The 12944-nt window shown below is 34.9% G+C and carries 13 protein-coding genes; 6 read left to right on the plus strand and 7 right to left on the minus strand.

The window, feature by feature from the left end:
• Positions 1-12: 12 nt before the first annotated feature.
• Together LKF16_RS09030 and LKF16_RS09035 are read left to right on the plus strand one after the other, a co-directional pair.
• A complete protein-coding gene (locus tag LKF16_RS09030; protein ID WP_291470685.1) occupies positions 13-873 on the plus strand; it encodes a hypothetical protein in 861 nt (286 codons plus the stop codon).
• Positions 866-3868, plus strand: a complete 3003-nt coding sequence (locus LKF16_RS09035) for a DEAD/DEAH box helicase (RefSeq protein WP_291470687.1) — start codon at positions 866-868, stop codon at positions 3866-3868. The genes LKF16_RS09030 and LKF16_RS09035 overlap by 8 nt, the downstream gene beginning before the upstream one ends.
• A 194-nt stretch (positions 3869-4062) precedes the next feature.
• Here the strand turns inward: LKF16_RS09035 and LKF16_RS09040 are convergent, their stop codons facing one another.
• The gene (locus LKF16_RS09040) at positions 4063-4617 is read right to left on the minus strand and encodes a TetR/AcrR family transcriptional regulator (protein ID WP_291471076.1); all 555 of its coding nucleotides are present in this window, start codon (positions 4615-4617) and stop codon (positions 4063-4065) included.
• Between the two features lie 118 nt (positions 4618-4735).
• Between LKF16_RS09040 and LKF16_RS09045 the strand changes: the two genes are divergently transcribed.
• The 3 genes from LKF16_RS09045 to LKF16_RS09055 all read left to right on the plus strand — a co-directional run bounded on the left by LKF16_RS09045 (position 4736) and on the right by LKF16_RS09055 (position 7319).
• Positions 4736-5473, plus strand: coding sequence for a sulfite exporter TauE/SafE family protein (locus LKF16_RS09045; protein ID WP_291470688.1), 738 nt, complete (start codon positions 4736-4738; stop codon positions 5471-5473).
• A gap of 146 nt (positions 5474-5619) precedes the next feature.
• Positions 5620-6588: an Lreu_0056 family protein gene (locus LKF16_RS09050; RefSeq protein WP_291470690.1), complete on the plus strand. Its 969-nt coding sequence runs from the start codon at positions 5620-5622 to the stop codon at positions 6586-6588.
• 134 nt (positions 6589-6722) lie between these two features.
• Entirely contained in the window at positions 6723-7319 is a 597-nt protein-coding gene (locus tag LKF16_RS09055) for a TMEM175 family protein (protein ID WP_291470692.1), read from the plus strand.
• A gap of 130 nt (positions 7320-7449) precedes the next feature.
• Here LKF16_RS09055 and LKF16_RS09060 read toward each other — a convergent pair whose 3' ends face one another.
• The 6 genes from LKF16_RS09060 to LKF16_RS09085 form a co-directional block, all read right to left on the minus strand.
• Complete coding sequence (locus LKF16_RS09060) at positions 7450-8412, minus strand: Gfo/Idh/MocA family protein (protein WP_291471078.1); 963 nt, start codon at positions 8410-8412, stop codon at positions 7450-7452.
• A 38-nt stretch (positions 8413-8450) separates the two neighbouring features.
• Entirely contained in the window at positions 8451-8924 is a 474-nt protein-coding gene (locus LKF16_RS09065) for a VOC family protein (RefSeq protein WP_291470694.1), read from the minus strand.
• Between the two features lie 32 nt (positions 8925-8956).
• Complete coding sequence (locus LKF16_RS09070) at positions 8957-9799, minus strand: aldo/keto reductase (protein ID WP_291470696.1); 843 nt, start codon at positions 9797-9799, stop codon at positions 8957-8959.
• A 24-nt stretch (positions 9800-9823) separates the two neighbouring features.
• Complete coding sequence (locus LKF16_RS09075; protein ID WP_291470697.1) at positions 9824-10675, minus strand: GRP family sugar transporter; 852 nt, start codon at positions 10673-10675, stop codon at positions 9824-9826.
• A gap of 27 nt (positions 10676-10702) precedes the next feature.
• Positions 10703-11488 (minus strand): glucose-1-dehydrogenase, encoded by a 786-nt coding sequence (locus LKF16_RS09080; protein WP_291470698.1) that lies wholly within the window; start codon positions 11486-11488, stop codon positions 10703-10705.
• A gap of 349 nt (positions 11489-11837) precedes the next feature.
• Positions 11838-12197, minus strand: a complete 360-nt coding sequence (locus tag LKF16_RS09085) for a winged helix-turn-helix transcriptional regulator (protein WP_291470700.1) — start codon at positions 12195-12197, stop codon at positions 11838-11840.
• A gap of 170 nt (positions 12198-12367) precedes the next feature.
• Here LKF16_RS09085 and LKF16_RS09090 point away from each other — a divergent pair, with 170 nt between their 5' ends.
• Positions 12368-12841, plus strand: coding sequence for a VOC family protein (locus tag LKF16_RS09090; protein ID WP_291470702.1), 474 nt, complete (start codon positions 12368-12370; stop codon positions 12839-12841).
• Positions 12842-12944 lie beyond the last annotated feature (103 nt).

The following is a 12944-nucleotide window of genomic DNA, read 5'->3' on the forward strand; positions in this document are numbered from 1 at the left end:
GAGGGTTATCAAATGGATACTCGCGGATTTCGATTTTTTGCGGATTTTTTCATACAAAAAGATGACATGAAGACTGATGATGGTCATGTTGTTCGAAATGTTAACTTAGATATTCCGATGAGCAATCATGGTGTCTTAACTGAATGGGCACAAGATTTTAGAAGAAGATATATCGAAGACGATGATCTTAAGGAAGAAGTAGAATCAACAGGGTCTAGTAATGCAATCGAATATCTAGATAACTACATTTATCCTGACAAAACATCGGTGAGTAGAAACGTACGCACAGGAGATTTTGGAGAGATTATGGTTGCAGATTATTTGATGTATGTCAGGAGATTTTGGGTTCCAAGTTTAATCGATAGATATCAGGGAAAACATAATAAAAACAAATCTACTATGGGTGCTGACTTATTAGCAATAAAGATTGTGAAATCAGATGAATTCAATGAGAATGATGAATTATGTGTTTGTGAAGTGAAAAGTGGCCTTTCCAAAAGTACCCGAGTCAATGAACGTTTACAACAAGCGGTGGATGATGTTAGTCAAGATGATGTTGAAACAAAAAATGCACGAACAAGTGTTACTTTATCTGCAACAAAAATGAGACTAAAAAAGAATAGGAACGTTCCCAAAAACGAATACAAAAAAATAACTCGGTTTGAAAATATACTAGAAAAACCGTTCAAAATAACTTATTTAGCGGCGGCAGTTGTTGACAGCACAAAAAACAAAAGAGATGCCATTAATAAAGTCGTATTAAACAATTCACCACATGGGGATAAGCTTAAATTATTAATACTTCACGGAAGCGATTTTGATGGCTTGAAAAATATTTTATATAGCGAACTAGGAGCAACTTGTGATGAATGAAAATGAAAAAGTTTTAAAGAAAATGTGGTTAAATGAAAAATATGGTGATTTAAGCGAAAAGAGAAGCAATATTGATATTGGAACATGGAGTGAGCTCTTTTATTTTGTCATGGGTTCATTGACCAACTTTTTAATAGGGGATCCGATAGATTCAAATGACCTACAATTTTCTGCAAAATATTTAGATTTGTTAACTTCAGTAGAAGATACAAAGAATAAATTCTACATGGATTCCAAATTGTGTTTATATGGAGCTGTTCTGTATTATCTGGCAGGTTATCCGGGTGCTTCCAATGTATTACTTAAAAATGTAAATGATTCTAAGTTGTCATATTATGAATTGATATTACTTGAAGTGTTATCAAACGACTCAAAGCAAAAACATAAAGAAACTGAAATTGGGAATCAGACAATGAAATTTCTAAACGGGGAAATTGAGAAAAATGAATTATTTGACATAATTTCAGATGAAATGAATAAAGCATACCAAAATGGAACTGATGATGATGTCATTGCAATTGAATCAATCTTTGGTGTTATAAAAAAGGAGATTGAGTATGCGACGATCGAACTATTGCCACATTTTTCCAATTCGTCCAAGGATTTCTGGATTGATGAAGTTAGATCTAACAAGGTTGTTCCATTGTTATGGTCTTCTCAAAAGAAATTAGGAGAGGCAGGAGTTTTTGACAATAAATCCGCAGTCATTCAAATGCCAACAGGAACCGGCAAAACTGCATCCATTTCTTTGATTTTACGTTCTAAAATGGCACAAGGTAAGCTGAAAACAGCTATCGTGGTTGTTCCATTTAAATCAATACGGGACGAGATATTTAATAAATTAAAACATGATTTCAACGATGATAAAGTAAACATTAATAAGTTAAACGAAGAAATGAATGATGACTACTTTTCAAAAAATTCACGGAATGATTTGCCAAGCGTTTTAATTGTCACTCCAGAGAAATTAATGTTTTTGATTCATGTAGAAGAAAACATTCTCGATGATGTATCAACGATAATATTTGATGAGGCACATCAATTAGATGCTGGAGAGCGAGGTGTAACGTTTGAATTGCTACAGGCAACATTGGATAGACTTGTCGATCCCAAAATTCAGAGACTATTTATCTCAGCAGTAATTGGTAATCCACAAACAATATCAGAATGGTTTAACTCAGGTAAAAACATCGCAATCTCCAGTGTTAAAGCTAAAAGATATTCTAATACGTACGGATTTGCAAAATGGGATTCCAAAAATAATTTTGGAAATTTATTTTTGATTCGCCAGGAAGATGCATTTGATGATGGTTGGGTTAAAATAAAAAATATTATTCAACCAAAAAGAATAACAAAAAATAAAACTGAACCGAATTTTAAACGAGCTAATAAAAGTACTGCCCTAAGATGGGAAACAGTTCTTTTAACAGAAAAGTTTTCCGGCAAAGGGATGGTTGCAGTTTTTGTTCCAAGAAAAGATTCATTGAAAAATTTAGCCAATGAATTTGTCACTTATGCAGATTCTAATCAGAAATTTGAAAAAAACATTTTAAATGATACTTTGATATCTGAAAAAGAGAAAATATCGATGCTTCTTCAACTCAATTTTGGTAGTGATAATGTATTTGTTCAAGCGTTTAAATACGGGGTTTTTGTTCATGATCGAGACATCCCTTTGGGCATAAGAAATTCAATTGAATATGCTGCTCGAAAAAAACACATAGGACTATTACTATGTACAACAACCTTATCACAGGGGGTTAACTTACCCATAAAAACAATGATTGTCACTTCCTTGGGTAATGGAAAACTGCAACTAAAATCTAGAGATATCAATAATTTGATCGGTCGTGTTGGGAGATCAGGTATTGTTAACGAGGGAAATACAATTTTTGTTGAAAATAATAGTAAAACGTCAAATACAAAAATTAAAACTGCAATCATAACAATCATGAATAACATGAAGATAGAAAATTTAGGCAGCTCATTGCTAGATTTGTTTGTGGAAAAACCCGTAAATGAATTTGATTATAATTCTCACATATTGACAATTGATGAATGGTTTAACAATGATTTTTTAGATGATCCAAATCTATGGATACGTATTAATATTAAGGAAAGTCAAAGATTTTTAGAAAAGGCATATCTGGAAAAGGCTCAAACAATTGAAAAGATTGAAAACTTTTTAATGAGTTTTTGGGAAATAATTCAACTTGGTGATATTGCTGATAACGTAGATGACATTGCCAAAAACACGTATGCGTATCACATAGCAAATGAAAAGAAAAAAGAGTTACTAATTGAGTTATTTCACCGATTATATGACAAACTAGTAAAATATAACGTAAATTCAACCTCGGCTAAACTGTTCAGTAGGACATTGTGTGGAATAAATGATTCAATTCATATGAACAAATGGGTCAGCGAAAATATTGATAATATTTTGTACTCAGATGATATCAATATTAATCTTGTAACTATTTGGCCGTACATCATTCTAAGAGATACCATTTTACAAGATGAAGATCAACAAACAGTGTTAGAGTTACTAAAAGCTTGGATAAATGGTGAGTCATATGAACTGTTGGTAACCAGATGGAAAGGATTTGGCGATGTTAAGATACATAATAAAAGAGCTTCCATTGAAAGTGTGGTAAGTATATGTGAACAAGATTTTCAATATAACTTTTCTATGTATTTGTCATCATTATCTGAAATGATTGATGATCCTGTTAAGAAAAATAGATTAATACAACTACAGGAATCAGTTAGCGTGGGATTGGCCAAGAAAAGTGAAAAAATAGTATTCGGACTTGGAATAAACGATCGATATCTGGCAAGAAAAATATCAGAATATATTGGTAATGAAGATTATGAGACGAATGAAATCATAAATTGGATTCAGGACAATAAAAGTATTTTAAAACAGCAATTGAATGGATTTCTGCCAGCGTATTTTACTAATATTATCGATGGATTAAAATCAATAGTTTAATTTCTAACTATGAAATGTTATGGAATGATTTTTGTGATTAAATCAGATGTAATTGGTAGATAGATTCATTTGAGCAGCCCATTGTACTTTTAAACGGTTATGAGAGTTTGGATACCGCTAGAAGTACAGCAGGTTCGAATGATTTTGTGAAAATACTGAAATATTAGGAAAAATCAATTATACGATACTTTCTACTACTTAAATAACTTAACTATATTATCCAACAACTCACCTTGCGATAGTCCTCGGTAAGTTCTCTCAAACGAATAAATATCGCTCTTCAACATGGCGATTAACATGTCGGCTTTAAAAGTCAGTTCTTGATTAGTTAAATCAGGGCTGACTTTTTTAATTGTGCCTTTAAATAGGTTGACTAGTTCCTGGTAAATGTCGCTTTGGTAAAAAATTGTTCCTTGCTGAGAGTCATTTTCTACGCTGTTGAGCAATTGCATGTTCTTTTCACGAAAGTTTAAATAGCTCATTAGGATAGTTTTGAATTGATCAACGCCGGTTAAGGTTTTGTCGGCAAGCGCATTAGAATTTTTTTCAATAAAAGTTTCCATATCATCATAGACAAGCGCCATTGACAAGGCACTTTTATTTTCATAATTGCGATAAAGCGTGCCGATACCGATTCCTGCAGCGTCCGAAATTTCTTTCATACCAATTGAATCGATATCTTGTTTTTCAAATAATTTTCGGGAGATATTTAAAATCTTTTGCCGATTTTCTAAAGCATCTTTCCGCATCACAATAGTCCTTTACGTGTTTTCTAATAACATAGCCTAATTAACTATATTTGACAAGTGGAATATAATCCGTTTATTATATGCAAATGGAATCAATTCCGGTTATAGGAGGGAATCAATGTTAGTTGTTATTTATGGATTTTTAATTGGAGCATTTGTTAGTTTGATCGGTGGCGGTGGTGCATCGCTATATTTAGGGGTTCTGACTAGTCAACTTCATATCCCAGCACCAATTGCCGCTCCAACGTCGCTCTTTATTGCTTTGCCAGCGTTGTTCTTCGGCTTTTTAACGCAACTGAAGGTAAAAAATGTCGAATTCAAAATTGGCAATAAAATGATCTTGTCGGCAATTCCTGGGATTGTTATTGGAACAGTATCGGCTAAGTACATACCTTTGAATGTGTACAACTGGATTGTTGGACTGATCTTAATGGTCATGGGGATTATTGTGCTGATCAAATTTTTCCGCCATACAGAAAGCGACAATAATAAAAAAGATAGCAATTGGTTAGCTATAAGTTTGGGATTATTAAGTGGCTTGATGGTAGGAATCGGTGGGCTTAGCGGTGGTGCAACAACTGTTGGAGGATTAACTATTATGGGACTTGGTGCAGTTGAGGCCGCAGGTACGACAACCTATGTGCTATGGGTAATGTCGTTGATCGGATTTATCTCCCATTTATTCACCAGTCAATTTGCTTGGACCGCGGGCTTAGGTTTGATGGTTGGTGCAATCGTTGGTTCAGTGATCACTCCACTTGTCCTGAAAAAAATGAATTATGTCAAAATAAATACTTTTTTAACGCCATTATTGGGAGTTATCATCTTTTACTTTGGAATTAAAATGATTTTGTAAAACTTGTCGATGATGAACATGTATTAATTCTTACATTACTCAGACTTTTCATAAATATTTTAATAATAAAATTGAATTAAAAATCGCATAAGAATAGACTTAAATTATGCTTTAGGGGGAAATATTTACAAAGGGGAAGATATTTCATGCAGCATAATAACTGGAAGAAAATTGCAATACTTTCTATTCTTATCATTGCGATAACGGGGTGTAGCAATAATAGTTCGAAAAAACAAAGCAGTTCGCAAACTAAGACTGAACAAACTCAGCCTAAGAAGGCTGCGCCACTTTGGAACAACTCAAAAGATAAGAAATTGGGATCATATATGAAGGCTCTTGGTTGGTCTTGGAATACTGCGTTTAAGGAATATAGTGGTCATGGATCAATGGTGACCTCAATTGGCGCAACATTTCCTAAAGATTTTTCAAAAGCAACTGTAGAAGATTCTAAAGATAGCATTGGTTGGAGCAAAACGGGAAACGGCTCGAAAGATTATAACGTGGTTGCAATCTATGATTACGACAATCAAAACGCAGCCATCGAAGGTCATCAGACTTTCTTCTTCGCTTTCCACAAGAAACAACCAGTTGTTTTGGTCAGCGACACGCAGAATGCAAAGCCGATCATCAAGAAATCGACTCGTAAAGAATTGAATACAGCTTTTACAAACATGGCTCAAAACAAAAAGGTGACATTCCCAAGTGTCGGCAATATGAAGGATGTTCATCCACAAGCAGATTCCACGCAAAAATCAGACGACAATGATGATGCTGAAGTTACAGTGACCGATCCAAAGACAGTAGGAATTATGGTTTATCAGAATGCAGCATCATTCTATGATCCTTCGACATTTTCAGAAGGATTGCATCTTTACACATTGGATGATGGAAAGTATGAATTAGACACTGGAACTGCTGCTTCAGAAATCACGTATCAAATCCAAGGTGACACAGTCCATTACTGGACACTAGATCCTGATAGTGGAGAAAGTATCGCTGAACAAACTAAGAAGGAATCGACGATTCCATTAAAAGAATTGGTATCTAAGTACTATTCAACTTCTGATCAAAAACAGGCCGTACAGCACGCGGTATCATTACTTCAAGAACAATAAATTATCGCATATTACAATGATATTTAATTACCACCTGGAATGATTGATCCAGGTGGCTTTTTCGTGTCAAAATGCTTTTCATAATAAATGACTTGTGGGCATAATAATACTGATATTTTTCAGGGGGCGATTTGATGAAGAAGGGTCGTATTGAGGCTTTTAGTGATGGGGTATTGGCAATTATTATTACCATTATGATTTTGGAGATCAAAACGCCAGAGTCAGGTCATGCACGTGCAATGTTTGGGATGATTCCGTATTTTGTTTCCTTTGTTGTTAGCTTTATCTTGGTTTGTATCGGCTGGTACAATCAGCACTATGTTATATCAGTGACAAAGTGGTTCTCACGTCGAGCATTTTGGGCAAATAGCGTTTGGTTATTCGTAATGGCATTTTTACCGGTCGCCACTGCTTGGGTCAGTGAGTTTTGGTGGATGCGTGCACCGGAAATGTTTTATCTGATTGTTTATTCGTGTTGGAATATCACATTTCATATTTTTATTGCAGTGTTATACAGGGATCATAAAGATAAGTATCCAAAAGTTTCCAAGAAATTAGCTGAAACCAGAGCCGGTCAAAAGAAATTTATGTGGTTTCATGTGATATTGTTTACGATTGGATTTATTTTGACTTATTTCTGGCCAATGATGAGTATTGCGATTATCTTTATTGAATCAGTTATTTGGTTCGGGAATGTTCCACGCAAACGTGGAGATCAATTTGAAATTTAATAGCTCAATTAAAATTTGTTACTTTGGAAAAATAATTTCTAAGGTAACATTTTTTTTAAAAGAACGAAAATTTGATTGTAAAAAAAATAATCCTCAGACTTTAAGTGGAAGTGAGAGGATTATGATTTTATTATAGATTTTTATGTGCTTGTTCTAGAACTTTTAACACCTGTTGACTATGGTCTAAACGTTTTTTGACAAATTCTGGATCAGGTTTTGCTACTAGTTCTGCAAACTGAACAAACTCAGCATGCATGCGGTGATGGTTATCGTCTGGTGCAAGCCTAATTGAACCTTTATTACGCAATGTTAATTCTACTGAGCCCAATGTATTTGGAGCTCCGTTCACTTTTAAACGACCATTGGTACCTTCTATGATCAAGCTGCTGTCGCCATCTGCATCCTTTGCTGCGATTGCCAAGGCTTGTAGTTTAGGATATGAAAGCGAAACAATTCCCGATGTATCAATGTTTTCATCTATATTTGGACGATATTGGATATTAGCAGGTTTTCCGAATAAGCCGATAATCAAGTGTAGATTATAAATATTCAGATCCATTAGTGCACCGCCACCTTTTGTGGGGTCGAATGCTGGGGAAATTTTGCCTGCTTTGAACGCATCATATCGTGATGAATATTGAGAGTAATTGGCAATAACTAATTTGATATCGCCTAACTTAGCAAGATTGTCTTTGACAACCTGATAATTAGGTAAATATTGGTTCGTGATTGCTTCAACTAACAATAAGCTCTTTTCTTTTGCAATTGCACGTAATTCGATTAACTGGTCAACTGTTTCAACAAATGGTTTTTCACTGATAACGTTCTTACCGGCCAACAAACTCTTTTTTGCAAAATCGAAGTGCAAGCTATTTGGCAAAGCAACATAAACTGTGTCAATGCCATCGTCAGATAACAGTTCGTCTAAATCCGTATAAATTTTTTCAATGTTGTATTTGTTTTGCATCTCAAGCAATTTTTCTTTACTACGAGGTGTAGCAAAAATTGCTGCTAATTGAATGTCTGGAACGGCTGAAATGACTGGTAATGCTTCGGTAACTATTTTCCCCGCTCCAAGAATTCCTAATCTCATCATCAACATCCTCCTTAATAGATTTTGTCATTAAATACTTATCCGCGTTGGAATGGACCTTTTGGTTCGATCAATTCTAAGTGGGCGCCATCTGGGTCTTTGAAGTATACAACGCCTGTTCCAAAGCCTGACTTCAAACCATCAGCTTCTTCAAAAAACATTGGTTCGCCTTCTGGCTCGATTCCTAGTTCTTTCAAACGAGCAACGGCTGCTTTAATGTCATCTACTTCAAAACACATGTGCATTGCACTTACTTGTTCATTTGAATATGAAGCATCTGTGGATTTAGGCTCGTCGTATTCCAAGATATCAATATTGATGTTATCCAAATGGACGTTAGCATATTTGATCAATGTATCGTCTAATCCTTGTACGGCAGCCATACGCTTACCGCCAAGTTCATCAACGTTAGAAACTTTAACGCCGAATAAAGCTTCGTAAAATGGAATAGCTTTATCCAAATTTTTTACCGTGATACCTACGTGATTTACTACTGAAAATCCTTTAGTCATAATAAATTACCTCTGATATTAAATTTTTAAAATTATTCGAAATCAAATTCATCTGGTTCTGGACCAACACGTAAATTTTGGTTTAAGTCATTTATTGCTTTGATATCTTCTTTGTCTAAATTAAAATCAAAGACATTTGCATTGGCGGCCATTCTCTCAGGACGAACCGACTTAACTACTAGCATTACATCACGTTGAATGTCCCAACGTAAAATTACTTGTGCAACTGATTTGTTATACTTATCAGCAATTTTTTGCAAAGTTTCATTTTTTAAAATTTGACCTTGCATTAATGGAGACCAAGCTTGGATCTTAATGTCATTAGCTACAGCATATTTGCGTAACTCATCTTGGCTCATACGAGGATGTGATTCAACTTGGTTCAAGACAGGGGTAACAGAGGCGTCTTCAGCCAATTCTTTCAGGTGGTGGATCTCAAAGTTACTTACGCCAATTGCTTTGATTTTTCCGGCTTTATACAAGTCTTCTAATGCACGATATGATTCTTTGAAAGAATTATCGCCAGGCCAGTGGATCAGATATAAATCTAGATAATCCAATTCTAATTTTTCTAGACTGTTGTTATATTGTTCGATTGTTTCATCATAAGTTAGGTGATTATTCCAAACTTTTGAAGTAACAAACAAATCTTCACGGTTTAAACCTGTTTCAGCAAGTGCTTCTTTGATACCTTTTCCAGTACCTGATTCGTTACCATAAATTTGTGCAGTATCAATCAAACGATAGCCAGCTTTAATTCCATCGGCAACGACTTTTGCTGTATCTTCATCAGGAATTTGGTAAACACCAAGTCCCAATCCTGGCATTCTTATGCCGTTATTTAATGTGATACGGTCATTTAATGAGTTGATCATATTTAACTTCTCCTATTATTTATCTTATAAAAATACGGTTATTACGCTTCCAACAACGATAAGTATCAATCCCAGTAGCGTAAAAATTAATTCCTTATGTGTTTTGGACTCTTTTAGAATCAGCAAACCACCTAATGTTGCTACAACAACGTTCAGTTGTGTCATGATAAAGGCGGTTACTACACCATTTGCTTGAGCTGCGAAAATGTACGCTAAAGCAGATATGCTAAAGGTTAATCCAATTACAACCAATTTCCAGCTGACGGTTGCTTTAAAAGCGCTTCGATTTGAAAATAATGTATAGACAGTGGCTCCAATAAATACTCCTAACATTTGTGGAAAGAAAATTGACAATCCAGATGCATTAACCATTTTTGGCAATGCACTGTAAATCCAATAACCAACACTAGTTAAAACTAAGATCATTAAACCTTTATAAAAGGTATCTTTAGATGTATTTTTTTCAGAGAATGAAGTTAGAACTGCTCCAATAATTAATAGTAGGATAGCAAAGGTGCCGCCAATTTTACTAATACTTGAAGCCCACTCTCCAAAAAAGATGATACTGATGATCGATGTTCCAATTAATTGCAAGCCGGTCGTAAGAGGCATAGTTTTTGATACACCAATCAATTTTAGGGCTTTATATTGTCCAACTTGACCAATCACCCAGAAAATGCCTGAGAGTAAACTAATTAGAAACACCTTTGTTGGAATTGCACTGGGTGACATCGTAAAGTTGATAATTAAGCCAACAATCAACGCTCCAATACCTGTTCCTAAAATTTGATTTGAAGGCTTCCCACCAATTTTTCCTAAAATTATCGGTTGAATTCCCCAACCTAAAGCCGGAATCAAAGCAATTAAAATATTCATTTCACACCTCTATTTATAGATAAATTATTATCCTTGGCCACCTTGGAAAGCAGGATAAAGAGTCATTCCGCCATCAACGAATAATGTAATACCTGTAACATAGCTTGATTGGTCTGATGCTAACCAAGCAGCAGCTGATGCAACTTCGCTAGGATCACCAATTCTTTGCATTGGCACCATCTTAGTTGTGTTAGCCAATTGCTCTGGATCAGCAAATTTTTTTGCATTGATCGGAGTATTGATGGCACCAGGTCCAATACTATTTACACGCACATTTCTGGCAGCATATTCCATTGCAATTGTTTCAGTAAACAACTTAACTCCACCTTTTGAGGCTGCATAATGAGCAAAAGTTGGCCATGGAATTTGTTCGTGAACGGATGACATGTTAATAATATTGCCTTTTTTATTGTTCTTAACGAAGTAATTCAATGCAGCTTTTGAACCTAGAAAAACGCCAGTCAAATTAACGTTGATGACTTTTTCCCAATCTTGCAATGATAATTCATGAGTTTCATGCTGGTTTTCCATACCGGCATTATTTACCCAAACGTCAACTGTTCCAAAGTTATCAACGGCTGCGTTGATCAATTTTTGAACGCCTTCTTCAGTTCCAATATTTGCTTGAACGGCTATACCTTGACCACCAGCTTTTTTAATTTCCTCTACAGCGGCTTCGGCACCATTAGCGTCAGAATTGTAATTAACAACGACGCTCATTTTTTCTTCACCGAAACGTTTTGAGATTGCAGTTCCAATTCCCTTTGAACCACCAGTGATAACAGCAACTTTATTGTTTAAGTCCTTATACATGATTAAAATCTCCTTGTTATTTAATGATTTGTTTTTGTTTAACTAAAAGCATGTGGATAATATATATCCTTTTGTTTATAAAGAACAGTAGCCACTTTTTTGTTCGGTACGCACTAAAAAGTATGAATTGGGTCGTACCAATGAATTAAATGGTTGAATTTTTTATTTTATTTTTTAAATTCAAAATCCTACATAGAATCAATCTATGAGTGCGTTAAGCAAAATACCGCAAGTAAAAAAACTGGGGTTCCTTGGATATGTTTGATCATCCAAGAAACCCCAGTTTATATTTAATGTATAAATTATTGTATATATAGGAAAATGATTGTTACAACTTTTGAAAACTTAATTAAATCTCTTTTTCTAACAGTTCGATATTTTTGCCTTCGCTTTCGAGGGTTTGAGCATGCATGGTTCCCCAATCGCATAGGTCAGTTAAAATAGTTCCCAACGTCTGTCCATAATCACTTAATGAATAAACCACTTTTAATGGAACTTGATTGTAAACTGTCCGATCCACGATGTTATCTTGCTGTAATTCTTTTAATTCTTGATTTAGCATTTTTTGACTTATGTTAGGGATCAAATGCAATAGTTCACTAGGGCGTTTTTCACCGTGGCGTAAATTGCATAATATAATAGGTTTCCACTTTCCACCAATAACATCCATGGTAACTTCAACGCCAATGTTATAAATTTTTTTCTCCATGTTTCTCCCCTAAGCTGTTGATTTATTACAACGCATACTTTTAGTTTCCTACGTACGAAAAAGTGCGTACTCTTTAATTACAATTCAATATTGTATACTAAATTTGGATTAGGTTAAAGAAGGCTTGATGTTGACCTAAATATAATAACGTAGGGTTGGAGGAACTAATTATGGCAAAAGGATTTTCAGTAGTAAATCATGTAGGTATCACTGTTAAGAATTTGGATAAGGCTATCCCATTTTATGAGGCATTATTCGGTGTCAAAGTTTCTAACATCGATGAACTTGGTGGCAAGCGTATGGCTGCTGTTCAAGGCTTGGACGATACGTTGATTAAATACGCTAATGTCCATTTGGATAATATCAATATTGATATCTTGGAATACGATGAGCCTAAGTCAACTGAGGCAAAGTATTCAAATGAACAAGTAAGTGCAATGCACATGTGTTTTGAAGTAGATGACATTAAAGCAGCCGTTGCTCGTTTGAAAGAATTAGGAATTGAGCCAGAAGGCGAACCAATGTTTTTTGAAGAAGCTGATGGTTTGAAGTCAGGCTTTGGAACAGGCGTTGTATACTTCAAAGACCCAGATGGCGCTCACTTGGAATTGATTGAACCAAAAGGTCCATTCCAACGAGGATAATAATTAATAGAAAAAAGTCAAACGTGTTGGTGGATTAAGTCTACTAACACTTTTTTTCTGCAATCCCTTCTTTTGATACGTTAAACTAGAATCAATGAATAAC

Origin of the sequence: Companilactobacillus sp. (genome assembly GCF_022484265.1) — a bacterium.
Classification (GTDB): Bacteria; Bacillota; Bacilli; order Lactobacillales; family Lactobacillaceae; genus Companilactobacillus.